The sequence below is a fragment of the Citromicrobium bathyomarinum genome (assembly GCF_021021475.1).
GTDB lineage: Bacteria > Pseudomonadota > Alphaproteobacteria > Sphingomonadales > Sphingomonadaceae > Alteriqipengyuania > Alteriqipengyuania bathyomarina.
This window is the reverse complement of the sequence record NZ_JAINWL010000004.1, coordinates 69,740-96,193: the sequence shown is the minus strand read 5'-3', so window position 1 is coordinate 96,193 and position 26,454 is coordinate 69,740. Positions and strand designations below refer to the sequence as shown.

Sequence of the window (26,454 nt, the reverse complement as noted above, 5' to 3'; positions counted from 1 at the left end):
TGGCTACACGCCATCGCTCAGATTTCTCAGGATTCCCGATATGCCCACCGAACAGATCACCATCGCGACCACGCGCGGCTACGAACTGGCGGGTGCGCTCGAAATGCCGACCGGGCTGGTGCGCGGGGCGGCGGTGTTCGCGCATTGCTTTACCTGCACGAAGCAGAGCAAGGCGGCGGTCGAGGTGACGCGCGCGCTCGCCCGGCAGGGGATCGCGACGCTGCGGTTCGACTTCACCGGGCTGGGCGGCAGCGGCGGCGATTTCGGCCGCGCGGGCTTTGCCAGCGATATCGAGGATCTGGTCGCCTCGGCCGACCATTTGTGCACCCGGTTCGGCGGGCCGATCCTGATGATCGGGCACAGCCTGGGCGGGGCGGCGGTGCTCGCCGCGGCGGATATGATCGGACACGACCGGATCGCGGGCGTGGCCACGATCGGCGTGCCGTCCGACGTTCCCCACGTGCTCGGCAATATCAACGGTGATCTCGCCGCGATCGAGCGGGACGGGCAGGGTGAGGTGACCATCGGCGGGCGCGCCTTCCACCTCAGCCGCGAATTCCTCGACAAGACGCGCGCGATCGACCTGCCCGAGTTGGTCGGCCGCCTGCGCCTGCCGATCCTGATCGCGCATTCGCCGACCGACCAGATCGTGGGGATCGAGAATGCCTCTGCGCTCTACGAGGCAGCGCGTCACCCGAAGAGCTTCATCAGTCTTGGCGAGGCGGATCATCTGCTGACCAAGGCGGACGACGCGCATTTCATCGCGGACATCATCGCCGCGTGGGGCGCACGCTACCTGCCGATGAAGGCCGACTGGCCGCATCCGGAGACCGGCGTTGTCGTGTGCACCGGCCACGGCAAGTTCGGCACCGAGGTTCACACCCCCTCGCACCGCTTCGTCTCCGACGAGCCGCGCGGCCATGGCGGCGACGATACCGGACCCACGCCCTACGACCTGCTGAACGCAGCGCTGGGCACCTGTACCGCGATGACGATGAAGATGTACGCGGATCGCAAGGGGCTGCCCTTCGAGGGCGCGCGGGTGGCGGTGACGCACGAGCGGGATCACGGGCGCGACTGCGACCATTGCGAGGAGGACGAGGCGAAGGTCCAGGCGCTCCACCGCGAGATCACGCTGCTGGGCGACGATCTGACCGCCGAGCAGCGCGACCGGCTGATCGAGATCGCGGACAAGTGCCCGGTCCATCGTACGCTCGAAGGCACCCTGCACATCCATACCACGCGGAGCGAATAGGGCAGGCAAGCTGGTCACGCCTGCTCCAACTCCTCGGCCTGCCGCTGCAGCGCCTTCGCGGCACGCAGGTTGAGCCAGATGACGAAGCCGAAGAAGGCGAGGGTCGCGCCCATCGGTAAGCCGATCCTCTCGATGATCTCGGCTGCCGGGCGTACCCCCATCGCCTTGATCGCGACCGTGCCGTAGACGCCCAGAACACTGGGCACGAACGGCGCGACGTACCACAGCGGAACCTTGCGCAGCGCCTCCGCCTGCCGCCGGTACTGCGCGCTCAGATGGCTGCGGCAGTCCTCTTCCGGACGACGCGCGAGGTTCGATGCGCGGCGGTGCAGGTTCCACAGGACGAACAGCGTCGCCGGGACCATCAGCCCCATCGATCCGGCCAGCAACCATTCGCCCATCCCTGCGAACATCAGGCATGTCGGCACGCTGGCGAGCAGGACGAGCACGCCCGCCGCATATTCCAGGATATTGCGCCGACGGATCTTGCGTTCGAATGTACTGCTGCGGTCCATGAGATTCTCCGGCTTGGTGAAGGTTTCGGCAGCGCCCTCGGCCTGCCAGATCTGCTTGAGATCATCGGTCATGGTCGATCTCCGGAAGTTCGAATTGCGCGGCGAGTTTCTCCCTCAACCGCGAGAGGCGGGTGGCGACCGCGCCGCTGGACAGGCCCGTCACCTCCGCGATCTCCGCGCCCGAATGGCCTTCGAGCCACAGCAGGATCACCTGCGCGTCGAGCAGGGGGAGGGTGCGGATTATGGCGTGGAGGCGCTGGAGCGCGTGGGTCTCGGCCCGCGCAACCTCGCCTTCACCGGTCGCGGTCAGGCTGTCGAGCTCATCGATATCGACGGTGGCAGGCTTACGCGCATCGCGCCCGACATGGTCCGCCGCAACGTTGTGGGCGACGCGAAACACCCAGGTCTTGAGCGCGCACTTGCCATCGAAGCGTTCGAAGCTGCGCCACAGCTCCAGATGGATATCCTGCTCCAGATCGCGCGCCTTGTCCGCATCGCGCTCCATCGCCCGGGCAAGCCGCGCGATGGCCGGCGCGAACTGCTCGCCCGCCTGGTGGTAAAGAGTGGCCTGTTGCCCGGTCATGCGCCTTTAGTCGGCCAAGGAGCGGATTTCTTACAGGGGGCAAGGGATTTTTTTGTCGGCAAGCCCCCTCATCCAAGCATCGCTAGTCGCTGTCGCGACAAGCTCAGCTATCCTTCTCCCAGGGGAGAAGGATATGAAGACTTGGCGACGAAGGAGCCTAGTCGGAGTTGGATGAGGGGGTAAGCAAATGAGAGAGATCAAGCGCGCCCGGGAATTACGCAAAGCTTTAACCGACGCCGAAGCACTGCTCTGGTCGCACCTTCGCAACCGACGCTTCTGCAACCTCAAGTTTCGCAGGCAAGTGCCGCTGGGGCGCTACATCGTCGACTTCTACTGCCACGAATTGCTGCTCGTCATCGAACTCGACGGCGGGCAGCATTCTGAAGAGAGCGACCGGCCCCGCACGCAATGGCTGGAAAGCGAGGGCTACCGCGTCGTGCGATTCTGGAACCACGAGGTGATGGACAATACTGAGGGCGTGCTGGCGGAACTGGAGCGGCAGGTAGGCCCCTCATCCAACTCCGGCTAAGCGCTTCGCGCCACACCTGCCATCCTTCTCCCGTTGGGAGAAGGATGGCAGAGCTTGTCACGCAAGTGACTAGCGACGCCTGGATGAGGGGCAACAACCCTCAAGCATCGATCAACTCCCGATCCAGATCGCCCGCCTTGTTCTGGATGAACTGGAAGCGGTGCTCCGGATTGCGGCCCATCAGCTGCCCGACGAGCTCTTTCACCGCCGCGCGGTCCTCGAACTCAGGGGGCAGGGTGATGCGGATCAGGCTGCGGCTGTCAGGGTGCATGGTGGTCTCGCGCAATTGCGCGGGGTTCATTTCGCCGAGGCCCTTGAAGCGGCTGATCTCGATCTTCTTGCCCTTGAACACCGTCTCTTCCAGCTCGCGCCGGTGCTCCTCGTCGCGGGCATAGCGGCTCTCCTTGCCCGCGGTCAGGCGGTAGAGCGGCGGCTGGGCGAGGAACAGGTGCCCCTTGCGCACCAGGTCGGGCATTTCCTGGAAGAAGAACGTCATCAGCAGCGTCGCAATATGCGCGCCGTCGACATCGGCATCGGTCATGATGACCACGCGGTCGTAGCGCAGCTGATCGGCATCGCAGTCCTTGCGCACCCCGCAGCCGAGCGCGAGGATGAGGTCCGCGATTTCGCTGTTGGCGCGGATCTTGTCGGCGGAGGCGCTGGCGACGTTGAGGATCTTGCCGCGGATCGGCAGGATCGCCTGCGTCTTGCGGTCGCGCGCCTGCTTGGCGCTGCCGCCCGCGGAATCGCCCTCGACGATGAAGAGCTCGGTTTCCTTGTCGCCTTCGCCCGAACAGTCGGTCAGCTTGCCCGGCAGGCGCAGCTTCTTGGCATTCGTGGCCGTCTTGCGCTTGACCTCACGCTCGGCGCGGCGGCGCAGGCGTTCGTCCATCCGCTCCATCACCTCGCCCAGCAGCGCCTTGCCGCGCTCCATATTGTCGGCGAGGAAGTGGTCGAAATGGTCGCGCACCGCGTTCTCGACCAGCTTGGTCGCTTCCGGGCTGGTCAGCCGGTCCTTGGTCTGACTCTGGAACTGGGGATCGCGGATGAAGACGCTCAGCAGCACCTCGGCGCCCGCCATCACGTCGTCGGCGGAAATGTCCTTCGCCTTCTTCTGGCCGACCAGTTCGCCGAATGCGCGCAAGCCCTTGGTCAGCGCGTTGCGTAGCCCCTGTTCATGCGTCCCGCCATCGGGCGTGGGCACGGTGTTGCAGTACCAGCTGGTCGCGGCATCGGAGAACAGCGGCCAGGCGATCGCCCATTCGACCCGCCCGTTGGACACGCCATCGACGCTCGGGAAATCCTGGCTGCCGGCGAAGGGCTGCGCGGTGACGCATTCACGCCCGGCGACCCGCTGGGTCAGGTGGTCGGCAAGCCCGCCGGGGAACTTGAAAGTTTCCTCCTCGGGCACATCGTCGGTCGCGAGGCTGGGGGCGCATTTCCACCGGATCTCGACACCGGCGAAAAGGTAGGCTTTCGAGCGCGCGAGCTTGAACAGCCGCTTGGCGCTGAACTGGCGCGGGCCGAAGATTTCCGGGTCGGGGGTGAAGCTGACCGTGGTGCCACGTCGGTTGGGCGCCGCGCCGACCGTCTCGATCGGGCCCAGCGTCTGCCCCTTGGAGAATTCCTGCGCATAAAGCGTCTTGTCGCGCGCGACCTCGACCCGGGTGTGTTCGGACAGCGCGTTGACCACGCTGACGCCGACGCCGTGCAGGCCGCCCGAAGTCGCATAGGCTTTCCCTGAGAACTTGCCGCCCGAGTGGAGAGTGGAGAGGATCACCTCCAGCGTGGACTTGCCGGGGAACTTGGGATGCTCGTCGATCGGCATGCCGCGCCCGTTATCGGCGATGGTCAGGCGGTTGCCTTCCTCCAGCTTGACCTCGATCCGGCTCGCGTGGCCCGCCACCGCCTCGTCCATCGAGTTGTCGAGCACTTCGGCGGCGAGGTGGTGCAGCGCGCGGTCGTCCGTCCCGCCGATATACATGCCGGGGCGGCGGCGCACGGGCTCCAGCCCTTCGAGCACCTCGATCGAGGAGGAATCGTAATCGCCGCTGGAGGTCGGCGTACCTTCGAACAGATCATCGGACATGGTCGTGAATGTGAGCGCCCCACCCGACTATAACAAGCCGGGAGGGGCGCGATGTCCGCAATTTCCGCGTGCTAGAAGCTCTCGGGCGCGGGGGAGACCACCACGACCTGCCCGTCACGCACCTCGCGCACTTCGAGCGCGCGCTGGGCAGTGCCGTCGCTGCTGAAGCGGAACGCGCCGTCGAGGCCGAGGAAGCCGCCCGCATCGGTCAGCTGACCGGTGGGGAAGGGGCGCCCCGGCTGCCAGCCATTGCCCGCCACCCGCAGCGCGAGCAGCACGCCGTCATAGCCCAGCGTCGCGATCCGGTAGGGGGAATCGCCGAAGCGGCTGCGGTAGCTTTCCGAAAAGCGGCGATAGCGCGCATCGGACAGGGCTGAGAACAACGCGCCCTGCATCACTCCGGCGGCGGGAATGGCGCTTTCGCCGCTCCACAATTCGGTGCCGAGCAGGCGCGGGCCGGCGCCGGTCTCGTCGCGCAGCTCGGCCGCAGCGATGATTGCGAGCCGGGGGCTGTCGGCGATCATCACCGTGTCGAACCCGCCACGTGCACGCAGGCGGCGCGCGGCGCTCGCGGCGGACCCGTCGTTGCGCGCATAGCGTTCGGTCGCGACCAGGCTACCGCCGACGCCGCGCAGCGCTTCGAGCAGTGCGAGCTCGGCCTGGCGGCCATACTCGCCCTCGGGCACCAGCGCGCCATAAGTGCGCGCGCCCTGGCTCTGCGCGAAGCGGACCGTACGCGCGACCGACTGCGAGGGCGACAGGCCCATCAGGTAGACATCGGGCGAAGCCACGCTGACATCGTTGGAGAAAGCGATCAGCGGAATATTGCGCGGGCGCGCCTCCGCCAGCACGTCGGCGACGTTGCTGCCCAGCAGCGGGCCCAGGATCAGCTGGTTGCCGTCCGCCACCGCGCGGCGCGCGGCCTCGCGGGCATTGTCGGCGGTGTCGTAGGTGGTGATCCGCAGGCTGTCGGCATTGGTGTCGAGCAGGGCCATCGTCGTCGCATTGGCGATCGACTGGCCGACGCGCCCGTTATCCCCCGTGGTCGGCACCAGCAGCGCGACCCGGTGGCGGGTGCTGTCGCCCGGTTCCTGCGGCAGAGGGGTGGGGCTGCTGCGGTCGATCGGGGGCGGGGTCCGCCGGTCGTCGGTCGTGCCCTGCTGGCCTGTCGGCTGCGAGGGCGGCGGCGGGGAATAGGGCGGATCGACCTGCGGGATGATCTGGCACCCGGCGAGCAGCAGGCCCATGCCGAGGGTAAGGATCAGGCGGCGGCAGTGGATCAAGCCGGTCTTGGTGGAGCCCATCATGCTTGCGAATATCCCCTGCGTTGGTCCATGGCTGGATTCGTGAACGATACCAGCGACGCCCATCCGAACGCCGCGCTTGCGCCGGGCCTGTATATCGTCGCGACCCCGATTGGCAATCTGAGCGACATAACCTTGCGGGCAGTCGACGTGCTTTCGCGGTGCGACGGTGTTGCGTGCGAGGATACGCGCGTGACCGGCAAGCTGATGAAGCACCTCGGCCTGTCCAAACCGCTGTGGCGATACAACGATCATGCCGAGGAGCGCGACCGGGCGCGGCTGATCGAGAGCATGCAGACCCGCGCGGTGGCGCTGGTCAGCGATGCGGGCACACCGCTGATCTCCGATCCCGGATACCGCCTGGTCAACGCCGCGCGCGAGGCGGGGGTCGAGGTGCAGACGATCCCCGGCCCCTGCGCCGCGATCGCCGCGATCACGCTGGCGGGATTGCCGAGCGACCGCTTCCTGTTCGCAGGCTTCCTGCCGGTGAAGGACAAGGCGCGCGGCGACATGCTGACCGAACTGGGCGGGATCGATGCGACGCTGCTGTTCTACGAAAGCGCCGGGCGGCTGGCGAAATCGCTCGCCGCGATCGACACCGCGCTGCCCGGCCGCCGGGTGGGTGTGGCGCGCGAGCTGACCAAGCTGCACGAGGAATGCCGGGTGGATACTCCGGCTAACCTTACCGCGCATTACCAAGCCAAGCCGCCCAGGGGTGAGATCGTGCTGCTGGTCGAGCCGCCGCAAGAGACCGAGGCGAGCGCGGAGGATGTCGATGCCTTGCTGCGCGAGGCTCTGAAGACCGAAAAGGCTTCGCAGGCCGCGGCCAAGGTCGCAAAGGCGACCGGCGCGGATAGGAAGGCGCTCTATGCCCGCGCGATGGAACTGCGCGGATGACCGCCAAGCGCGAACGTGCCGAAAAGGCTGGTCGCGGCGGAGAGGAAGAGGCTGCCCGCTGGCTCGAGGGCGAGGGGTGGGAGATTCTCGCCCGCCGCCGCAAGACGAAGCTCGGTGAAATCGACCTCGTTGCGCGGCGCGAAAACCTGATCGCCTTCGTCGAGGTGAAATGGCGGCGCAGCGTGCCCGACCTCGACCTTGCGATCGACGAGCGGCGGCTGGCGCGGGTCGCGGCGGCGGTGGGCGCGGTGGCTCATGAATATGCGAGCGATGGAGAGGACATACGGATCGACGTGATCCTGCTTGCACCCGGCGCGCACCCTCGCCACATCGCGAACGCCTGGATGCCGTGAAACATCACCGTTCGTGGTGAGCCTGTCGAACCGCGAACTTCCAGCGCGAGGCCTGTTCGCCCTTCGACAGGCTCAGGACGAACGGAGAAAGCCGAATATGCCACTCAAAACCGCCTTCCAGATGGACCCGATCGAGAACGTCAAGATCGCGGGCGATTCCAGCTTCGCGCTTATGCTCTCGGCGCAGGAGCGCGGGCATGAGGTATGGCACTACGACGTGAAGAGCCTCGCGTGGGAAAGCGACGGCTCGCCCGCCGGAAAGATCACCGCCTTCGCGCGCCCTGTGCGCGTGAAGCGCGTCGAGGGTGATCACTACGAATGGCTGGGCGAGCGGCGCGTGATCGACCTCGCGAAGGACATCGACGTCGTCTGGCTGCGGCAGGACCCGCCCTTCGATCTGGGCTACATCACAGCCGCCTTCCTACTCGACCGGCTGAAGGGCACCACGCTGGTGGTCAACGACCCGCGCGAGGTCGTGAACGCGCCCGAAAAGATGTTCGTGCTCGATTACGCGCGCTTCATGCCGCCGACGCTGATCGCGCGCAGGCTGGCGGACATTCAGACGTTCCAGAAGAAGCACGGCGCGGTGGTGGTGAAGCCCCTGCACGGCAATGGCGGCAAGGCGATCTTCAAAATCGACGAGAGCGGAACGAACCTTTCCGCATTGTCCGAAGTCTTCGACAACCAGTGGCCCGAGGCGCACATGGTGCAGGCCTTCCTCCCCACGGTGAGCGAGGGCGACAAGCGGATCGTGCTGGTCGACGGCGAGGTTGCAGGCGCGATCAACCGCAAGCCGGGCGAGGGCGAGTTCCGGTCCAACCTCGCGCAGGGCGGCTCGGCCGAAGCGGCAGGACTGACCGCGCGCGAGGAGGAAATCTGCGCCGCAATGGGGCCGGAGCTGAAGAAACGCGGCCTCGTGTTCGTGGGGATCGACGTGATCGGCGGCGAATGGCTGACCGAGATCAATGTGACCTCGCCCACCGGCATCGTCGCGATCGATCGCTTCAACGGCACCGATACCGCAGGCGCGCTGTGGGACGCGACCGAGCGGCGGCATCGCGAGATGTGAGATGGACCGCCGTTCGTCCTGAGCCTGTCGAAGGGCGAGAGAAGGGGCGCTGAGCAATCCGTCCGCACTTCGACAAGCTCAGTACGAACGGATTGCGCTGGTAGGTTGGTTGGAAGTCGCGTCCCGGCGCGTTTAGTTCAACTCATACGCCACGGTCGTCACCACCCGCACCTTCTGGAACGGCGTGTTCGCGCCGCTCGAGTCGCAATATTCGCAGTCGACCCCGTCGCGCGCGCTGATCGAGAAATAGCCCTGGCTGGCGGTCTTGATCTTGCCGACCGACGCGCCGCTGTCATTGGCGAATTGCTGCGCACTTTCGCGCGCGCTGCGGTTGGCCTCGGCGATCATGTCGGGCTTCAACTCGTTGAGGCCGGTGAAGGTGTAGTTGACCGACCCGCCACCCATCTCGACCCCGGCACGCAGCAGGTCGGCCTGTTTCGCGTAGGCCGCCCGCGCCTTCATGACGTCATTGGTACGCAGCTGGATCGTGCGTGAGACGGTGAGGCTTTCGGGGAGCGGGTTGCCATAGGCATCGCGCTGCTGATCGCGCATCAGCGAGATGTCGCTGTCGGTGAAATCGCTCGGCTTGAAGCCCGCTTCGGTGAAGAACCTGCGCACCGCCTGCGCCTGCCGGTCGACCGAACCCTGCACGCTCGCCAGATCATTGCCGGTGTCGGAGAAGCGGATCGACCAGGTGGCGATATCGGCGGTTACGTCGCGTTCGGACACGCCCTTCACGGTCACTTCGCGGTCGGCCTCTTTCGCGCGGCGCAATCCATCGCCGAGCAGGAAGCCGCTGCCCATCAGCCCGACCATCACGATCGCAACCGAACCCAGCACCACGAAACGATTGTCCTCGATAAACACGGCCATACCTCATTCTCCTCGACAGGTTCGCAGCGGCGAAGCCCCGATTGGCTGGCTTGCCCTGCGATAAACCGTGCAATCATATCGATGAAACGAGATGAATGGGCGATGAAACGTGCCAATTCATCGGCGAACCGTTTGAGCGCACTAGCGAAAAATCTCCCAAGCCGCGCCGTAACTTTCCGCCGTCCCGTGCATTGGTGCCCCATGGACGAGATCATAGTCTCCATCGTCGAGCGGCTCGGCTATTTCGGCATCGCCGTTCTCATGGCCCTCGAAAACATCTTCCCGCCGCTCCCGTCGGAAGCGATCATGGGCGCGGGCGCGCTCGCGATCGAGAATGGCAGCATGAGCTTCTGGCCGCTGCTGATCTTCGCGACCATCGGGACCGTGGCAGGCAATTACGGCTGGTTCTGGTTCGGCGACCGGGTCGGCTACGAAAAGCTGGGGCCGTTTATCGAGCGCTGGGGCCGGTGGCTGACGCTGGAATGGGAAGACATCGAGCGCACATCGCGCTTCTTCAAGCAGCGCGGCGAATGGGCGGTGTTCTTCCTCCGGTTCTTCCCGGTGATGCGTACGATGATCTCGCTCCCGGCGGGTCTCGCTCACATGAAGCTCTGGAAATTCCTGGTCTTCACCACCGCGGGCGCGGCGATCTGGAATGCGATCCTGATCTACGGCACGCGCTGGCTGGTCGGCACCTTCTCGCAGATCCAGGATCTGGTCGGGTGGATCGTAATCGGCTCGCTGCTGCTCGCGGTGGCAGGGTACGGATGGCGGCTCTACACATGGAAGCCGCGCGCCGAGCGTTAGTCGCCCCGTTCGGGCACCGTCTTCTCTCTGGGATGCGCGTTGCGATAGGTGTCGAGCAGGCTTGCCGCATCCACCTCGGTATAGATCTGCGTCGAGCCCAGGCTCGCATGGCCGAGCAGTTCCTGCAGGCTCCTGAGGTCTGCGCCTGCGCCGAGCAGGTGCGTGGCGAAGGAATGGCGCAGCGCGTGCGGCGTGGCATTGGCGGGCAGGCCGATTTCGCCGCGCACCTGCGCCATCGCCTTCTGCACGAGGCCGGGAGAGAGCGGGCCACCGCGTTGGCCCCGGAACAGGGGTTTGTCGGGTGCGAGATCATGCGGGCACGCGGCGACATAGGCGGCGATGGCGACGCGGATCGCGGGCAGGATCGGGACCACGCGGGTCTTGCCGCCCTTGCCGGTGACGCGGATCGTTTCGGCGATCTGCGCGTGTTCGCCGGTCAGCGACAGAGCCTCGCCAAGCCGCATTCCCGCACCGTAGAGCAGCAGGAGGACCGCGCGGTCGCGCAGGCCGGTCCACTCCTCGCGCCGCTCCTCGCCGATCCTCTCGGCGAGATGGACCGCCTCGTCGGGTGTCACCGGGCGGGGCAGGGTGCGCTTGATCCGAGGCCCGCGAAGGCGCGGGGCCTGCGCGTCGTCGAAGCCTGCCTCGGCGCGTGCGAAGGCAAGGAAGGCACGAAGGGCAGACAGCTCGCGCGCGGCGGAGCGGTTGGACAGGCCATCGGCGCGGCGGCGGGCGAGCTGGGCGCGCAGGGCAGGGGCTTCAAGCTTCGCAACCGCCTGCCAGTCGGTCGCATCGGTCTCCTCGAGCAGCCGGTCGGCGGCGCGGACGTAAGCGCGGACCGTATGCGGCGACAGGCGGCGCTCGCTCGCAAGGTGGCTCTCCCAGCGGGCGAGCAGACCGCTCATGCGGCGACGAGATGCGCCGGGACCAGCTCGGCCAGCAGCGCATCGAGCAGCGGCATGCCCTGCGGGGTGATCGTCAGCCGGTCGCCCTCGCGCTCGACGAAGCCGAGATCGGCGTAGAACGCGGCGCGGTCTGCATCGACAAGCGCATCAGGCGTCGTCCCGAACCGAGTGGCAAGCACCGCCAGATCGAGCCCCTCGGCCAGCCGCAGGCCCATCAGCAGCGCCTCGCTCAACTGTTCGTCACGCGCGAGCGCACGCTCTTCCGAAATGCCGTGCCCGTTCTCGCCGACGCGGCGCAGAAACGCCTCGGGCTTCTTGTGGCGGACCGTCGCGATCCCGCCGCGCCTCCCGTGTGCACCCGGACCGATGCCGACATAGTCGCGGTACCGCCAGTAGGTGAGGTTGTGATGGCTTTGCGCGCCTTTGTGCGCATGGTTGCTGATCTCGTAGGCGGGCAGCCCCGCAGCCGCCGTCTGCGCCTGCGTCTGCACGAAGAGATCGGCGGCTTCGTCCGCATCCATCGGCTCGAAACGGCCGCGCGCCACCGCTCCGGCGAACCCCGTGCCCGGCTCGATGGTGAGCTGGTAGAGCGAGAGGTGCTCGGTCCCGAAGGCCAGCGCCCGCGCCAGTTGCGCTTCCCAAGCCGCGGCGCTCTGCCCGGGGAGGGCATAGATCAGATCGAAGGTCACGCGCCCGAACAGCCCCTGCGCGCTCTCGACCGCTGCCATCGCCTCGGCAGCGCTATGCTCGCGCCCGAGGAAGGCGAGCGCCTCGTTATGCAGCGACTGCACGCCAAGCGAGACGCGGTTGACCCCGGCGGCGCGGAAATCCGCAAACTTGCCCGCCTCGTAAGAGGTGGGATTGGCTTCGAGCGTGATCTCGGCATCGGGCGCGAGGCCCCACAGGCGCTGTGCCTGCCCGATCAGCGCACCCGCCAGCGCGGGCGGCATCAGCGAAGGCGTGCCCCCGCCGAAGAAGATCGAGCCTACGCGGCGGCCTTCCGTCAGCGCGTGCTCGTGCGCCAGGTCGGCCAGCAGCGCGGCCTGCCACGCGTCGGCATCCACATCATCGCGAACATGACTGTTGAAGTCGCAATAGGGGCACTTCTTCAGGCAGAAGGGCCAGTGGATATAAAGCGCAAGATCGTCTGCGGCGGGCATGGAGCGAATCTAGGAGGCGCGGGCCGCGATGGCCAGCGAGTTAGCCGAACTGCTCGGCGACCAGCTTTGCAAAGGCATCCGCGCGGTGGCTGATCGTGTGCTTTTCCTCAGGCTCTATCTCGGCGAATGTCTGCTCGCGCCCATTCGGCACGAACATCGGATCGTAGCCGAAGCCGAGCTTCCCGCGCGGCGGCCACGTGAGCGATCCGGGCGCGATCCCTTCGTAAACCGCATATTCGCCATCGGGCCAGGCGAGCGCCAGCGTGCAGTGGAACGCCGCGCTGCGATCCACGTCCGGCCCCTGCTGCGCGAGCAGGCCCTCGACCTTGCCCATCGCCATGTACCAATCGCGCCCGGGCTCGCCTTCGAACCACTGCCGCTCGGCCCAGTCGGCGGTGTAGACGCCCGGCCGGCCATCGAGCGCGGCGACCGACAGCCCGCTGTCATCGGCCAACGACACGATGCCCGACCCCTGCGCCGCAGCGCGGGCCTTTAGCAGCGCGTTCTCGACGAAGGTGGTGCCCGTTTCCTCCGGCTCGGGCAGGCCGAGCGCACCGGCGGAGATGCACTCGACCCCATAAGGTGCGAGCAGCGCCGAAATCTCTTTCAGCTTGCCCGCATTATGCGTCGCGATGACGAGCTTGCCCGAGCCGATACGGCGAGTCATTTCACCGCCGCATCCTGTGCCTTGAAGATCTCGCCGCAGCCCATTTGGGCGAGGCGCAGGAGGCGCAGCAGCGCTTCTTCGTCATAGGCCGCGCCTTCGGCGGTGGCCTGCACTTCGGCGATCTTGCCGCCTTCGATCAGCACGAAGTTGGCATCGGCATCGGCCGAGCTGTCTTCGTCGTAATCGAGGTCGAGAACCGGGGTGCCCTTGTATACGCCGCAGGAGATTGCGGCGATCTTGCCGGTGATCGGGTCTTCCAGAATCGCCCCCGACTTCTTGAGCCCATCGATCGCCAGACGCAGCGCGACCCATGCGCCGGAAATCGCCGCCGTGCGCGTGCCGCCATCGGCCTGGATGACATCGCAATCGAGCGTGATCTGACGCTCACCAAGCTTCTTCATGTCTACGACAGCGCGCAAGGAACGCCCGATAAGCCGCTGAATTTCCTGCGTCCGACCCGACTGCTTGCCGCGCGCAGCCTCGCGGCTGCCACGGGTGTGCGTCGCGCGCGGGAGCATCGAGTATTCGCCGGTGACCCAGCCCGCGCCCTTGCCGCGCATCCACGGCGGCACGGAGTTTTCGACGCTGGCGGTGCACAGCACGCGCGTATCGCCGAAGCTGATCAGGCAGCTGCCTTCGGCGTGCTTGGTGAAACCGGTTTCGATGGAGATGGCGCGCATTTGGTCGGGCGCGCGGCCTGAAGGTCGCATGGGGGAAATCCTCTGGTCTGTATGGTCGCGAGCGCCCTAGCGACCTATTCATCGGGTGGCCAGTGGACATGCTGCATCACCAGCGCCCCGTTACGAAAGGCATCCCGGATGATCCGCACTTTATCGATTTGCGCGCTGCCCCTCGCCATCGCAGGCTGCGTCACGCCCGCAGCCGGGCCCGGCAGCACGGCGCCGGTCGAGAAAATCGACTACGCCGTGACCCCGTGCTTCGGCTTCTGCCCGTCCTTCACGCTGTCCGTGTCGCAGGATGGCACCGGGACCTATCACGGCGAGCGTTTCGTGCAGCAAAAGGGCGCAGCATCCTTCACCGCCAGCCCGGATGAGGTCGAGGCCTTCGCCCGGCGGATCACCCCGTTCCGCCCGGAAAGTTCTGTCGAGTACGGGTACGAGAATTGCGACGGCCCCGTGGCGACCGACTCCCCGTCGGTAAAAATCACCTGGCACGAAGCGGGCAAACAGCCGGTTACGCTGAACTGGTACATGGGCTGCCGCCAGCCCGGCCTCGCCGAGAACCGCGACGCGCTCTACCAGGCCTGGCAGGAACTGCCCGTGGACGACCTTGTCGGCACCGCCGAGAACCGCCAGATTTACGACCAGAACAGATGAGCTGCGAACAAGGCTGAACCACCGAGCATGAGCACCCCGCCGCTAACCGAACTGACCGCCCGGACGCGCGACATCTTTCGCGTGGTGGTGGAGCAGTATCTGGCGACGGGGCAGCCGGTCGGATCGAAGACGCTGGCCGAGGGTGGGGCGGTCGACCTCTCGCCCGCTTCTATCCGCAGCGTGCTGGCAGATCTCGAAAAGCTGGGCCTGCTGGCCGCGCCGCATGTGTCCGCCGGGCGCAAGCCGACCGAGACGGGCCTACGCCTGTTCGTCGACGGGATGATGCAGATCACCCAGCCGAGCGAGGACGAGCGCCGCGCGATCGAGGCCAAGCTGGGCGATCCCGGCCCGCTGGAAGCGCGGCTGGAGGCGGCCAGTGCTATGCTGTCCGACCTGTCGGGCGCGGCGGGCATGGTGTTCGTGCCCACGGCGGAGCGGCGGCTGGCGCAGATGAGTTTCGTCCCGCTGGACGCCGCGCGCGCGCTCGCGGTGCTGGTCGATGCGAACGGGCAGATCGAGAACCGGCTGATCGAACTAGAGGGGGTCGACAGCGCCACGCTGGACAGGGCGTCCAACTATCTTTCCGCCCGCCTCGCCAATCGCAGCCTTGGCGAAGCGCTGAAGGAAATCGAGCACGAGATCGACGGCGGGCGCAGCGCGCTGGACGCGGCAAGCAGCAACCTGGTGCGGCGCGGGATCGCGATGTGGAGCGAGGCGCCAGACCGCAACCCGGTGCTGATCGTGCGCGGGCAGGCCAAGCTGCTCGACGACGAGGCGGTCGGCGATGTCGAGCGGGTGCGGCAACTGCTCGACGAACTGGAGAACAAGCAGGCGGTGGCCGAGGTGCTGGAGCGCGCGCGCACGGCGCAGGCTACGCGGATCTACATAGGCAGCGAAAATCGCCTCTTCGCGCTCAGCGGGTCGTCTGTTATCGCCTCCCCCTTCCGCGATCGGGAGGGGAACATCGTGGGGGTGCTGGGGGTTATCGGCCCCACGCGCTTGAACTACGCGCGCATCGTTCCCATGGTGGATTTCACCGCACAATCACTGGGCCGATTGACCGGCTAACAGGGCAGAATTCACGTAAAGACTATGCAAGAAGAACATGATCCCAAGGACGAGCCTGTCCGCGACGACAGCAAGCTCGATGCGGAAGCCGAACGTGAACTGGCAGGCGTTCCCGAACACCTGCGCGACCAGGGCGACGATGGCGACGACGAGAGCGAGCAGGGCGTAGCCAAGCTTGCCGAAACGGTCGCGAAGCTCAACGAAGAGCTGGAGACCGCGCGGCAGGAAGTGCTCTATGCCCGCGCCGAGACGCAGAACGTGCGCCGCCGGATGGAGAAGGACATTGCCGACACGCGCGCCTATTCGGCGACCGGCTTTGCCCGCGACATCCTGTCGGTTTCGGACAACCTGTCGCGCGCGATCGATTCCATCCCCGAAGAGCTGCGCGAAGACGGCAAGTTCAAGGGGCTGGTCGCCGGGATCGAGGCGACCCAGCGCGAGCTGGACCGCGTGTTCGGCCAGCATGGCGTGACGCGGGTTGCCGCGATGGGCCTGCCGCTCGACCCCAACGTGCATCAGGCGATGATGGAAATCCCCAACGACGAGGCCGAGCCGGGCACCGTCGTCCAAGAGATGCAGGCCGGCTATCTGATCCGCGATCGTCTGCTGCGCCCTGCGCTGGTCGGTGTCGCGAAGAAGCCGGACTGAGCGTAAAGCTGCGGAACAAAACAGCGTTATCGGGGCTTTCACCCAGCACAAGGTGCAAGGAGAGACCCCCGATGATTGCCAACAAAAGCAAGACCCGTTTCGCCCTCATCCCCGTGGCGATGATTTCCGCCCTCTCGCTCAGCGCGTGTGCGGAAAACTACTCGGCTGAAGGCGGCCTTGCGGGCGCCGCAGCCGGTGCCGGCCTCGCGGCGGTGACGGGTGGCGATATTGCCCGCTACGCACTCGCCGGTGCTGCCGCGGGTGCGCTGGCAGGCTATTTCGTCGACAAGAACGACCGCTGCGACGGTTACGACCGCGACGGTTATCTGGACGAGGATTGCTTCGGCACGCGTGGCTACCCGGCCGATCCGCGTCGCTGATCGCGCAATGCGTTGAATGAAGGGCCGCCCCGCGAAGGGCGGCCCTTTTCGTATCAGTCGACCACCTGCGCGCGGTTCTCGTCGCGGTGCTTCTTCAGATACTTCATGAACGGCGTGCCGCCGGTGCCGACATCGGGGTCGTTCCCCGCGATGCTGCCCGCCTGCTTGTTGATGTAGCTCGCCGCATATTCGAGATGCCGCGTGCGGAACCGCGCCGCCTGTTCGAGGCAGGCGTTGAACGCTTCCTTCAGCGCCGCATTGCGACTGTCGGCGACGAAGCTGCGCAGCGTCGATTGCGCGGCGAGGTCTTCGATGAAGCGCCGATGCTCGACCGGACGGTAGGCGTGCAGTTCGTCGAGGAAGCTCTTGAGCGGGTCGTCGCTGTGACCGACCTGAAACAGCGCATCCATTGCCGGAACGATGGAGGACTGCGACCCGGTCTGCCCGCGAAACGCCTGCGGCTTGCCGCCGAACTTCTCGATCCCTTCGTACACCAGCCCACCATCCAGCGCGGGGTTGTTGGCCCAGCCGTGGATGTAGGGCCGCACGCGGTGGAAATAGACGTACGGATCGCACCGCTCGGGCATCCGCGCGAAGTGGGCGTAGATACGCTCCCACGCTTCATCCATCTCCCGCAGCAGGGTGAGCGCGGTATCTTCGTCGCCATCGCGGCACACGGTGACCAGCTTCGCCGCATTGTCGAGCAGGACGCCTGCCTCCGCCTCGATCGCCACATGGACCAGCACGAACCAGTTCTCGTCCGCACCGCCGAGGAAGTTCTGGTGCATCGCGATGTTATCGAGTGTGACCGGGCCGGACTTGTCGAGCCGGTACCAGTTGTCGAGCACGTAGCCCGAATAGGGCAGCAGCGGCGCCTGGCCGAGCCGGTCGGCCAGCGCGACCATCGGGCGGGCGAGATTGGCGGGAAGGTGCGCGGGGGGATCGTCCTCGCCCCACACATAGGCCTGCACGAGGAAGGAATAGTGCACCATCGCGGTGCGGACTTCTTCCTCGGGCGCGTCCTTCGCCCATTCGCCGATCTGCGGATCGGGCAGCGCGTCCAGCCAGTGGCGTACTCGGCCGGTGGTCAGCAGGGCGGAAAGATTGCCTGCCGCTTCCACGATCGGGGCGAACTGGGTGGGGAGGGTGATCGTGTCGATTTCGTAATGCGAAAGGTAGCCGCGTTCCCGCGACATGCCGTAATTGCTCAGCTCCATTGTTGGGACCATTCGCCGGGCGCGGGTTGGGCCGCCCGGACGGCGCATCGACTAACAAGCGGCGCGGGGCCGCTCAAGCCATGACGCTACGTCATCGCAGATAGATCACCAGATAGCGGATGATCAGCGCGACCAGCAGCACCGCGTGGATCCGGCGGTTCCGAACGAACAGCAGGGCGCCCATCAATCCGACGAACAACGCGGTAATCCCGATGCTCGTCGCGGTTAGCAGATGCTCTCGTAGCTGCGGCAGACTGAGCAGAAAGGCCCACTGCACGAAAACTAGCGAGATCAGCATCGCGATCACCGTGCGGCATACGCGGAAATAATGCGTGTCGAGATCGCGGAAACGCTCCGGGTCGCCGGGGAACACGAGCCTTGCCGCGAGGTAATAGGCGCTCGCGAAGCCGACCACGGCGAGCAGAGTGGCGGGATTGACCGCCATCACATCGCGCACCGTCCACGAGAACATCCAGAACGACAGCAGGTCGAGGATGACGAACACGGCGAGCAGCGGCGTCAGCCAGCCGATCGAGAACCGCTCCCCCCCGGCATCGCTCGCGAAACGCAATTCCAGCGTGCGCCCGAGGCCGGAGAGAATCTCGACCAGCGAGAGGCCGAGGAGCAGCGCGTAGAGCGCGAAGATAAACTCGTAATCGGTCAAGGCTTTGCCCCGGGAAAGCGCACCAGCAGATCATAGGTCTCGCGGCTGGCGATGCCTGCCACGCGCACGCCGTTCCTCAGCCAGAAGGCGTGCTTCACGATCTCCGCCTGCTGCTCGATCCCGTATTTTTCGAGGCCCCAGCCCGGTTTGATGCTGTAGTCGTAGCGGCACCAGGGATGGCGGTGGAGCGGCAGGTACCACTCGCCCCTGGTCTGGGTCTGCCACACATGCGTCATCTCATGTATGAAATGGCCCTGCGAATGGTGATTTCCGGCGGAAAAATCGTCGCAATATCCTGCCGCATCCGGGTGGAAATGCAGGTGGCCGCGCGGGGCCATGGTGGTGTTCTTGGGCTGGAAGAACGCCCACTTGCGCCGCCGGATGGTGACCTTGCGATAATCGATCGCGGTGCCGAACACCGATTGCGCCAGCGCCACCTCGCCCGGCGTCAGCCGCCGCTCCCCACCCGCAGGGCAGGGAGCGACGCGGGTTTCATGCGTCTCGGCATCTATCGGGTGATCCATGACGCTCGTCGATTGGCCGCGCTTCAGCGTTCCGCGTCGGCGGGCAGCACGTCGACATCGAACGACATCGTCTTGCCCCCGGCCATGGTCAGGGTGACCGAGGTGACGCTTTCGGGCTTGAGCTCGGGCGAGAGGTCGAACGCCATCACGTGCTTGCCGCCCGGTTCGAAGGAGACCGTTTCGCCCGGCTGCACGGTGACCACGCCGATCGATCCCATCTCGGTATCGTCATATTCCATATAGTCGTGCAATTCCGCGCTTCCCGCGCCTTCCACGTCGGCCTTGCGGACCGAAATCGCCCTGTCGCCCGGGTTCTCCAGCTTGAAATAGACCGCGCCCGGATTGCCTGAGACGGCGGGCAGGAACAGCTTGCCTTCGCTCGCGGTCAGCGGTGCGGCTGCAACCTCTTCCTCGGCGGGTTTCTGATCGCATCCGGCCAGTGTCACGGCACCAAGGCCAAGTGCGCAGGCGAGGTAAATCGATTTCATGTCAGGCTCCTCCCAAGGTTGTGTCCCGCCTGACGACTAGGCGCTGGCATCTCTTGTGCCAAGAACAAGCGCACCTATATCCGCGGCTCAACCAGAGCTGCCGAGCGGCATCGCCCACTGACGGGGGTGTCGCGAAGGGCAGTGTCCAACATAGCCAAACGGATGCGGGGTATCATGGCAAAAGTAATTGGTATCGACCTCGGTACGACGAACTCGTGTGTCGCGGTCATGGATGGGGGCAAACCCAAGGTCATCGAGAATGCGGAAGGTGCACGCACCACGCCCTCGATCGTGGCCTTCACCAAGGATGGCGAGCGCCTGATCGGCCAGCCGGCCAAGCGCCAGGCCGTCACCAACCCGGACAACACCGTCTTCGCGGTGAAGCGCCTGATCGGCCGCCGGTTCGAAGACCCCATGACCAAGAAGGACATGGAACTGGTCCCCTACAACATCGTCAAGGGCAACAATGGCGATGCATGGGTCGAAGCGGGCGGCGACAAGTATTCGCCCAGCCAGATTTCCGCCTTCATCCTGCAGAAGATGAAGGAAACCGCCGAGAGCTATCTCGGCGAGAACGTGACCCAGGCGGTCATCACCGTGCCTGCCTACTTCAACGACGCGCAGCGCCAGGCGACCAAGGACGCCGGCCAGATCGCAGGCCTCGAAGTCCTGCGCATCATCAACGAGCCGACTGCGGCCGCGCTCGCCTACGGCCTCGACAAGGACGAGAACAAGACCATCGCGGTCTACGACCTTGGCGGCGGTACGTTCGACATCTCGATCCTCGAAGTCGGCGACGGCGTGTTCGAGGTGAAGTCGACCAACGGCGACACGTTCCTGGGCGGTGAAGACTTCGACAGCGCGATCGTCGAATATCTGGCCGAGCAGTTCAAATCCAAGGAAAACATGGATCTGAAGCAGGACAAACTGGCCCTGCAGCGCCTCAAGGAAGCCGCCGAAAAGGCGAAGATCGAGCTTTCGAGCGCGCAGCAGACCGAAGTGAACCTGCCCTTCATCACCGCGCGCATGGAAGGCGGTAGCTCCACGCCGCTGCACCTCGTCGAAACCCTGACCCGCTCGAAGCTGGAACAGCTGGTGGGCGATCTGGTCAAGCGCACGCTCGAACCGTGCAAGAAGGCGCTCGAAGATGCCGGCATGAAGACCGGTGAAGTCGATGAAGTGATCCTGGTCGGCGGGATGACCCGCATGCCCAAGGTTCGCGAAGTCGTGGAAGAATTCTTCGGCAAGAAGCCGCACACCGGCGTGAACCCGGACGAAGTCGTCGCCATGGGTGCAGCGATTCAGGCCGGCGTCCTGCAGGGCGACGTCAAGGACGTGCTGCTGCTCGACGTGACGCCGCTGTCGCTGGGTATCGAGACGCTGGGCGGGATCATGACCAAGATGATCGACCGCAACACGACGATCCCGACCAAGAAGACGCAGGTCTATTCGACTGCCGAGGATAACCAGCAGGCGGTGACGATCCGCGTGTTCCAGGGCGAGCGCGAGATGGCGGGCGACAACAAGCTGCTCGGCCAGTTCGATCTGGTCGGCATCCCGCCCGCACCGCGCGGCGTGCCGCAGGTGGAAGTCACCTTCGACATCGACGCCAACGGCATCGTGAACGTGTCCGCCAAGGACAAGGGCACGGGCAAGGAACAGCAGATCCGCATCCAGGCCTCGGGCGGTCTCAGCGACAACGACATCGAATCGATGGTCAAGGACGCCGAACGCTTCGCCGAAGAGGACAAGAAGCGTCGCGAAGCTGCCGAGGCGCGCAACCAGGCCGATAACCTGGTCCACGCGACCGAGAAGCAGGTTCAGGAAAACGGCGACAAGATCGACGCTTCGCTCAAGGCCGATGTCGAGGCAGCGATTGCCGAGACGAAGACCGTGCTCGAAGGCGACGATGTCGACGCGATCAATGCCAAGGCTCAGGCGCTGACCGAAGTGGCCATGAAGATGGGCCAGCAGATCTACGAGAAGGAACAGGCCAGCGGCGGCGCAGATGCCGGGCAGGCCGGCGATGCAGGCGCATCGTCCTCGCAGGACGAAGACGTCGTCGACGCTGAGTTCTCCGAAGTAGACGACAGCGCTGGCGACAGCGACAACGCCGACCGGTCCTGAGCCGGACGGTCATGAGAAACGGGCTCCGCGCAGACCACCCGGCCTGCGCGGGCCCGCCTATGTTTGTTGCACCGGTGCTCTGAATAATGGCTTCCGAACCCGATCTTTACGAATTGCTTGGCGTCTCGCGCGATGCGGATGCGGCGGCGATCAAGGCTGCCTATCGCAAGATGGCGATGCAGTATCACCCCGATCGCAACCCCGGCGATGCCGAGGCTGAGGCGCGCTTCAAGGCGATCGGCGCTGCCTATGAGGTGTTGAAAGACCCTCAGAAACGCGCCGCCTACGACCAGTATGGCCATGCCGCCTTCCAGCAGGGCGGGGGTGGCGGCCGTGGCGGCCATCAGGCCGACTTCGGCGATATCGGCGATATCTTCGAAACGATCTTCGGCAGCGCCTTTGGCGGAATGCGCCAGGGCGCACGGCGCGGGGCGGACCTGCGCTACGACCTCGAAATCACCCTGGAAGAAGCCTTCCACGGCAAGTCGACCACCATCGAGATCGAAGTCTCGCAGCAATGCGAGGTGTGTACCGGCTCCGGCGCGGAGCCGGGCACCGGCACGCGGGCGTGCAACATGTGCGCGGGCTACGGCAAGGTGCGTGCGCAGCAGGGCCTGTTCGTGGTCGAGCGGCCATGCCCCAATTGCCACGGTCGCGGCGAGGTGATCGAGACCCCCTGCCGCAATTGTCGAGGGGACGGTCGCGTCGATGCGCCGCAGTCGCTCTCGGTCGATATTCCGCCGGGCGTCGATACCGGCACCCGCATCCGCCTGTCCGGCAAGGGAGAGGCTGGTCCGCGCGGCGCGCCTCCGGGCGATCTCTACATCTTCATCCACATCCGCGCGCACAGCGTGTTCGCACGCGACGGATCGAACCTGATTGCGCGCGTCCCGATCAGCTTCACCACCGCCGCGCTGGGTGGAAAGGTCGAAATTCCCGACCTCGACGGGTCGACCAACACGATCGAGATTCCCGCCGGCATCCAGTCGGGCAAGCAGCTGCGCCGTCGCGGCGCGGGCATGCCCGTGCTGCAAGGGCGCGGGCGGGGCGATCTGGTCGCGGAGATCACGGTGGAAACGCCGACCAAGCTGACCAAACGCCAGCGCGAGATCCTCGAAGAATTCAGCGAGACGGAGACGGGTGAGGAATGCCCCGAAAGCCGCGGCTTCTTCGACCGGATCAAGGATGCGTTCGGGGCCTGAAGCCCCGCGCTATCCTAGCCGCGCCTCGATCTCGTCGCGCAAGGCCTTCAGCGTTCCGTCCGCGCAGCGCTTCGCCTCGCGCTCTTCCTCGATGATGGCGAGGAAGGCGCTGCGCAGGATCGCGCGGCGTTCCTCGAAGGGAATCGCCTCGTCGCTGGTCGACAGCACGATGTCGATCATCCGCTCGCAGCCATGCAGGCGGCCCCACAGATAATCGTTCTCGCGATAGGCGCGGCTGAAGAAGGCGCCGAAGTCGTAGAATTCGATTCCCCGCAGCGTCTCCGCCGCACCGCCTTCGCGGATCGCCTGGGCGTCCTCGGGGCTGATCCGGTCGACCTTGACCGGCTCGAACTCGTTCATCCCCTGCGTGCCGAGGATCGGCAGCGTGGCGACATCGTAGAACGGGAAGCCGAGATAGGCATACATCATGCGCCGGCGCAGGCTGCGGGGCATATCGCTCAGCGCGAGCGACAGCGCCTCTTCGGCCTGCGTATCCAGATCCTTCAGCCCGCGCCGCTGCGCAATATGATCGAGCAGCGCGCCCGGATCGGACACCGCATTGCGCGCCAGATCGCGGAACTCCGGGCCCATTGGGCTCAGCCCATCCCGCTCGAAATAGGCGGACAGGATCGTGTAGATCGCCTCGCGCGCGCTATCGAGCGCCTCGTTGGGGATCTCCGGGTCCGCCTCCCAGTCGCGCGCGGTGCGGCGGGCGAGCAGGCGCAGACGGCGGATACGGAACGCCAGATCATAGGTGCGGAAGAAGTCGATCGCCCCCGGGCTCGCCCCGCCGGTCGCCCCGCCGAGCGTTTCCAGCCCCCGCTCGCGCAGACAGGCGCGCAGCACCACCGCGAGCACCTGCGGATCGGGCTCGGCATCCCTGGGCGCGGCCTTGCGCGCCAGCTCCGCGATCCGCTCGACGATCCCGACATATTTCAGCTCGGCATAGCCTGCGAAGGTATAACCCGCCTGTTCCGCCGCCGCCTGCTGCGCCTTCCTGCGCCAGTTGGACAGCCGCTTCGGCGTGGGCCGGTCGAAGAACACCGTGCGGTCGAACAGCTTTTCGACCGCGCCCTCCACCTGCGGGCGCAGTTCGGCGATCATCGCCTGAAGCCGCGCGGCATGGCGCGATTGCTCGCCGATCACCTCCAGGTTGTCGCGGATCGGCTGTTCGCGGGGGAGGGTGGAGAGCGAGCCGAAGATGTTCTCGAAAAAGCCGACCGGCGCGCGCATCTTCTCCCTGTCGCGCATGTATCGCTCGGGCCGCGGATCGACATAGGCAAAGCGCCGCTCCACCTCGCGCACCGCAGGCCGCCCGCGCAGCGCGTCGATCGCGCCTTCGAACGGGCGATTGACCAGCACCGACCCGTCGATCAGCGAGACGCCTTCCGCGGACCCGTCGTCGCAATGCACCGGCATGACTCGGCGAAGGAACCGGTCGCGCGAATGCCACGACAGGTTCTTCTCCGCCGCGATCGTATCGATCTCGCCCACCTGCAGCGGCGGGAAGGCGCCCGGGAAACTGGCGGTCGCGCGCGCGGCGAAGGTCAGTTCGAGCGGATCGGCAAGCCAGCCCCCGGCAAGCTCCGGCGTGCGCCCGGTGAAGGAGATCGGCATGCGATGCTCGCTCTCCAGCACCACCGGCGGACTGTTGAGCCGCAGCCGGGCGAGGTAGCCGTGGAAGTCCGTGGTCGGCACGTAGAGATCGACCGGGTGGCCCGGCGGCAGCAGCGGCCCGTCGGCGGGTGAGCCATCCATCGCCTCCAGCGCTTCGAGCAGCATGCGCGACATCGTCTCGCCGGAGAACGGCGGCTGGAACCAGCGCCCACGCACCAGCTTGGAGACTTTCTCGCGCACTTCGGAGCGTGTCTCGGGCGCGACACTTTCGGACACCAGATTGCCCGGCCGCCTGAGCACGAAGGTGGCGAGCGGCTGCGCCCACACCTTGGCAAAGCGCCAGCCAGGCCGCGCGTCCTCCGCGGTCAGTCGGTCGATATCGGCATTGTCGAGCCACAGGTTGGTCAGCGGCTCCAGCGACCGGCCGGAGAAGATCGCCTGCGCCAGAAACACCGCGTTGATCCCGCCCGCGCTCGCGCCGCTGAAAATGTCGGGCAGCACGCGCAGGCGCAGATCGTGGCGGTCGGCAAGCAGGTCGAGCAGGCGGCGGTATTCGCCCGCGACCCCGTGGCTGGAATGGCCGGGTGTATGGAAGTCGCGGCTGGCGCGCGCCAGGTTCCACACCTCCTTGGTCACGCCATGCATGTAAACGGCGAGGCTGACCCCGCCGTAGCAGACAAGACCGATCCTCAATTCCTTTTGCCGCATGGTCATATTCTAGAGGGGGAGGGGTATGAATGGCAACTTGCGTTCCGCTAATGTTCCACCTAACTCCCCGCCTTAAGGAGGTGGCATGGCCAAGCCGAAGAAACGCTATGTCTGTCAGGCCTGCGGCGGTGTCTCGCCGCGCTGGCAGGGACAATGCCCGGACTGCGCGGAATGGAACACGCTGGTGGAGGATGCACCCGCGACGGTGTTTTCTGCCAAGCACGATCTTTCCGGCGGCGGGCGACGCCTGCAATTCGTCTCGCTGAGCGATGCGGTGAAGCCGCCCGAGCGGGCGACCACCGGCCTCAAGGAATTCGACCGCGCGCTGGGTGGCGGGCTGGTGCCCGGCGCCGCGATCCTGATCGGCGGCGATCCGGGGATCGGCAAGTCGACCCTGCTGCTGCAAACCGCAGGCGCAATCGCGCGCAAGGGCGGCGATGTCGTCTATGTCAGCGGCGAGGAAGCCTCCGCGCAGGTGCGCCTGCGGGCTGAGCGATTGGGGCTGGCCGATGCGCCGGTCCGGCTCGCCTCCAGCACCAATGTGCGCGACATCCTGACCACGCTGGGCGCGCAGGACAAAGCGCCCGACCTGCTCGTCGTCGATTCGATCCAGACGATGTATTCGGACACGATCGAGGGCGCGCCGGGCACGGTCAGCCAGGTGCGCGGCTGCGCGTTCGAACTGATCCGCTACGCCAAGGAACGCGGCACCGCGCTGGTGCTGGTGGGCCATGTGACCAAGGACGGCAATATCGCGGGGCCCCGCGTGCTGGAGCACATGGTCGATGTGGTGATGAGCTTCGAAGGCGAACGCAGCCACCAATACCGCATCCTGCGCGCACTCAAGAACCGCTTCGGCGCGGTCGACGAGATCGGCGTGTTCGCGATGGCGACCGAGGGGCTTGAAGAGGTCGAGAACCCCTCCATGCTGTTCCTCTCCGGACGCGACGCGCCGCTGGCGGGCAGCGCGGTATTCCCCGCGATGGAGGGTACGCGGCCAGTGCTGGTAGAGATTCAGGCGCTGATCGTGCGGCTGCAATCGGGCGCGACCCCGCGCCGCGCGGTGGTGGGGTGGGATAATGGCCGCCTCGCGATGCTGCTGGCGGTGCTCGAATCGCGCTGCGGCCTCAATTTCAGCGCGGCGGAGGTCTATCTCAACGTCGCGGGCGGATACCGGCTGGCGGACCCTGCGGCGGATCTGGCGGTGGCCGCAGCACTGGTCTCCGCGCTTGCCGACCGGCCCCTGAAGGATCGCTCTGTCTGGTTCGGCGAAGTCTCGCTCGCCGGCGAAATCCGCCCCGTCGCCCATGGCGGCTTGCGGCTGCGCGAAGCGGCCAAGCTCGGTTTTTCGAGCGCGCAGGGCCCTTTCATGGAAGAAAAGGCTTCACGCGGCATTCAATTCGACGGAATAAGGCAGCTATCGCAACTGGTGGATCGCGTGATGCGATAGCAATGGCGTGCTAGGCTG

27 protein-coding genes are annotated in these 26,454 nt (G+C 66.1%); 13 read left to right on the top strand and 14 right to left on the bottom strand.

Annotated elements, in window-relative coordinates:
- Positions 1 to 40 precede the first annotated feature (40 nt).
- Entirely contained in the window at positions 41 to 1,255 is a 1,215-nt protein-coding gene (locus K7H93_RS14615; protein WP_230784241.1) for a bifunctional alpha/beta hydrolase/OsmC family protein, read from the top strand.
- A gap of 14 nt (positions 1,256 to 1,269) precedes the next feature.
- Here K7H93_RS14615 and K7H93_RS14610 read toward each other — a convergent pair whose 3' ends face one another.
- Complete coding sequence (locus tag K7H93_RS14610) at positions 1,270 to 1,842, bottom strand: hypothetical protein (RefSeq protein ID WP_230784240.1); 573 nt, start codon at positions 1,840 to 1,842, stop codon at positions 1,270 to 1,272.
- The gene (locus tag K7H93_RS14605; protein WP_222823794.1) at positions 1,832 to 2,353 is read right to left on the bottom strand and encodes an RNA polymerase sigma factor; all 522 of its coding nucleotides are present in this window, start codon (positions 2,351 to 2,353) and stop codon (positions 1,832 to 1,834) included. The genes K7H93_RS14610 and K7H93_RS14605 overlap by 11 nt, the downstream gene beginning before the upstream one ends.
- A gap of 187 nt (positions 2,354 to 2,540) precedes the next feature.
- On the opposite strand from K7H93_RS14605, the gene K7H93_RS14600 reads away from it, so the two are divergent.
- A complete protein-coding gene (locus tag K7H93_RS14600) occupies positions 2,541 to 2,882 on the top strand; it encodes an endonuclease domain-containing protein (protein WP_230784239.1) in 342 nt (113 codons plus the stop codon).
- Between the two features lie 100 nt (positions 2,883 to 2,982).
- Here K7H93_RS14600 and parE read toward each other — a convergent pair whose 3' ends face one another.
- Positions 2,983 to 4,971, bottom strand: coding sequence for a DNA topoisomerase IV subunit B (gene parE, locus K7H93_RS14595; RefSeq protein WP_230784238.1), 1,989 nt, complete (start codon positions 4,969 to 4,971; stop codon positions 2,983 to 2,985).
- Positions 4,972 to 5,042: 71 nt separating this feature from the next.
- On the bottom strand, positions 5,043 to 6,278 hold the full coding sequence (locus K7H93_RS14590; RefSeq protein WP_230784237.1) for a penicillin-binding protein activator: 1,236 nt from the start codon (positions 6,276 to 6,278) through the stop codon (positions 5,043 to 5,045).
- 27 nt (positions 6,279 to 6,305) lie between these two features.
- Here K7H93_RS14590 and rsmI point away from each other — a divergent pair, with 27 nt between their 5' ends.
- From rsmI to gshB, 3 genes are all read left to right on the top strand, one after another.
- Positions 6,306 to 7,172, top strand: a complete 867-nt coding sequence (gene rsmI, locus K7H93_RS14585) for a 16S rRNA (cytidine(1402)-2'-O)-methyltransferase (RefSeq protein WP_230784236.1) — start codon at positions 6,306 to 6,308, stop codon at positions 7,170 to 7,172.
- The gene (locus K7H93_RS14580) at positions 7,169 to 7,525 is read left to right on the top strand and encodes a YraN family protein (RefSeq protein WP_230784235.1); all 357 of its coding nucleotides are present in this window, start codon (positions 7,169 to 7,171) and stop codon (positions 7,523 to 7,525) included. The genes rsmI and K7H93_RS14580 overlap by 4 nt, the downstream gene beginning before the upstream one ends.
- 97 nt (positions 7,526 to 7,622) lie before the next feature.
- A complete protein-coding gene (gshB, locus tag K7H93_RS14575) occupies positions 7,623 to 8,594 on the top strand; it encodes a glutathione synthase (protein WP_230784234.1) in 972 nt (323 codons plus the stop codon).
- Positions 8,595 to 8,726: 132 nt separating this feature from the next.
- On the opposite strand, the gene K7H93_RS14570 is transcribed toward gshB, so the two are convergent.
- The gene (locus tag K7H93_RS14570) at positions 8,727 to 9,467 is read right to left on the bottom strand and encodes an SIMPL domain-containing protein (RefSeq protein WP_230784233.1); all 741 of its coding nucleotides are present in this window, start codon (positions 9,465 to 9,467) and stop codon (positions 8,727 to 8,729) included.
- Between the two features lie 201 nt (positions 9,468 to 9,668).
- Between K7H93_RS14570 and K7H93_RS14565 the strand changes: the two genes are divergently transcribed.
- Positions 9,669 to 10,274 (top strand): DedA family protein, encoded by a 606-nt coding sequence (locus tag K7H93_RS14565; RefSeq protein ID WP_226663667.1) that lies wholly within the window; start codon positions 9,669 to 9,671, stop codon positions 10,272 to 10,274.
- Here K7H93_RS14565 and K7H93_RS14560 read toward each other — a convergent pair.
- The 4 genes from K7H93_RS14560 to rph are packed head-to-tail and all read right to left on the bottom strand — an operon-like array spanning position 10,271 to position 13,716.
- Positions 10,271 to 11,179 (bottom strand): tyrosine recombinase XerC, encoded by a 909-nt coding sequence (locus K7H93_RS14560; RefSeq protein ID WP_230784232.1) that lies wholly within the window; start codon positions 11,177 to 11,179, stop codon positions 10,271 to 10,273. The two genes, K7H93_RS14565 and K7H93_RS14560, sit on opposite strands and share 4 nt — an antisense overlap.
- Entirely contained in the window at positions 11,176 to 12,339 is a 1,164-nt protein-coding gene (hemW, locus tag K7H93_RS14555) for a radical SAM family heme chaperone HemW (RefSeq protein ID WP_230784231.1), read from the bottom strand. The genes K7H93_RS14560 and hemW overlap by 4 nt, the downstream gene beginning before the upstream one ends.
- Before the next feature lie 40 nt (positions 12,340 to 12,379).
- Positions 12,380 to 13,006, bottom strand: a complete 627-nt coding sequence (rdgB, locus tag K7H93_RS14550; protein WP_230784230.1) for an RdgB/HAM1 family non-canonical purine NTP pyrophosphatase — start codon at positions 13,004 to 13,006, stop codon at positions 12,380 to 12,382.
- Positions 13,003 to 13,716 carry a ribonuclease PH gene (gene rph, locus K7H93_RS14545; protein WP_010238061.1) on the bottom strand — a complete coding sequence of 238 codons (714 nt, stop codon included), beginning with the start codon at positions 13,714 to 13,716 and terminating at the stop codon, positions 13,003 to 13,005. Before rph ends, rdgB begins: the two co-directional genes overlap by 4 nt.
- A 108-nt stretch (positions 13,717 to 13,824) precedes the next feature.
- On the opposite strand from rph, the gene K7H93_RS14540 reads away from it, so the two are divergent.
- The 4 genes from K7H93_RS14540 (at position 13,825) to K7H93_RS14525 (ending at position 16,439) form a co-directional block, all read left to right on the top strand.
- The gene (locus K7H93_RS14540; RefSeq protein ID WP_230784229.1) at positions 13,825 to 14,343 is read left to right on the top strand and encodes a DUF6438 domain-containing protein; all 519 of its coding nucleotides are present in this window, start codon (positions 13,825 to 13,827) and stop codon (positions 14,341 to 14,343) included.
- A 27-nt stretch (positions 14,344 to 14,370) separates the two neighbouring features.
- A complete protein-coding gene (gene hrcA, locus K7H93_RS14535) occupies positions 14,371 to 15,411 on the top strand; it encodes a heat-inducible transcriptional repressor HrcA (RefSeq protein ID WP_230784228.1) in 1,041 nt (346 codons plus the stop codon).
- 24 nt (positions 15,412 to 15,435) lie between these two features.
- Positions 15,436 to 16,059, top strand: coding sequence for a nucleotide exchange factor GrpE (locus K7H93_RS14530; protein WP_054524355.1), 624 nt, complete (start codon positions 15,436 to 15,438; stop codon positions 16,057 to 16,059).
- Positions 16,060 to 16,130: 71 nt separating this feature from the next.
- A complete protein-coding gene (locus tag K7H93_RS14525; protein ID WP_010238069.1) occupies positions 16,131 to 16,439 on the top strand; it encodes a glycine zipper domain-containing protein in 309 nt (102 codons plus the stop codon).
- A gap of 53 nt (positions 16,440 to 16,492) precedes the next feature.
- On the opposite strand, the gene K7H93_RS14520 is transcribed toward K7H93_RS14525, so the two are convergent.
- The 4 genes from K7H93_RS14520 to K7H93_RS14505 all read right to left on the bottom strand — a co-directional run bounded on the left by K7H93_RS14520 (position 16,493) and on the right by K7H93_RS14505 (position 19,332).
- Positions 16,493 to 17,656, bottom strand: a complete 1,164-nt coding sequence (locus tag K7H93_RS14520; protein ID WP_230784227.1) for an indoleamine 2,3-dioxygenase — start codon at positions 17,654 to 17,656, stop codon at positions 16,493 to 16,495.
- A 91-nt stretch (positions 17,657 to 17,747) separates the two neighbouring features.
- The gene (locus tag K7H93_RS14515; protein ID WP_230784226.1) at positions 17,748 to 18,320 is read right to left on the bottom strand and encodes a hypothetical protein; all 573 of its coding nucleotides are present in this window, start codon (positions 18,318 to 18,320) and stop codon (positions 17,748 to 17,750) included.
- Positions 18,317 to 18,844 carry a vgr related protein gene (locus K7H93_RS14510; protein ID WP_082385063.1) on the bottom strand — a complete coding sequence of 176 codons (528 nt, stop codon included), beginning with the start codon at positions 18,842 to 18,844 and terminating at the stop codon, positions 18,317 to 18,319. Before K7H93_RS14510 ends, K7H93_RS14515 begins: the two co-directional genes overlap by 4 nt.
- A gap of 23 nt (positions 18,845 to 18,867) precedes the next feature.
- Positions 18,868 to 19,332 (bottom strand): copper chaperone PCu(A)C, encoded by a 465-nt coding sequence (locus K7H93_RS14505; RefSeq protein WP_230784225.1) that lies wholly within the window; start codon positions 19,330 to 19,332, stop codon positions 18,868 to 18,870.
- A 174-nt stretch (positions 19,333 to 19,506) separates the two neighbouring features.
- Here K7H93_RS14505 and dnaK point away from each other — a divergent pair, with 174 nt between their 5' ends.
- The gene (gene dnaK / locus K7H93_RS14500; RefSeq protein WP_230784224.1) at positions 19,507 to 21,459 is read left to right on the top strand and encodes a molecular chaperone DnaK; all 1,953 of its coding nucleotides are present in this window, start codon (positions 19,507 to 19,509) and stop codon (positions 21,457 to 21,459) included.
- Positions 21,460 to 21,545: 86 nt separating this feature from the next.
- A complete protein-coding gene (dnaJ, locus tag K7H93_RS14495; protein ID WP_010238081.1) occupies positions 21,546 to 22,661 on the top strand; it encodes a molecular chaperone DnaJ in 1,116 nt (371 codons plus the stop codon).
- Positions 22,662 to 22,670: 9 nt separating this feature from the next.
- On the opposite strand, the gene K7H93_RS14490 is transcribed toward dnaJ, so the two are convergent.
- Positions 22,671 to 24,986, bottom strand: coding sequence for a patatin-like protein (locus tag K7H93_RS14490; RefSeq protein ID WP_230784419.1), 2,316 nt, complete (start codon positions 24,984 to 24,986; stop codon positions 22,671 to 22,673).
- An 85-nt stretch (positions 24,987 to 25,071) separates the two neighbouring features.
- On the opposite strand from K7H93_RS14490, the gene radA reads away from it, so the two are divergent.
- The gene (gene radA / locus K7H93_RS14485) at positions 25,072 to 26,436 is read left to right on the top strand and encodes a DNA repair protein RadA (protein ID WP_230784223.1); all 1,365 of its coding nucleotides are present in this window, start codon (positions 25,072 to 25,074) and stop codon (positions 26,434 to 26,436) included.
- Positions 26,437 to 26,454: the final 18 nt, after the last annotated feature.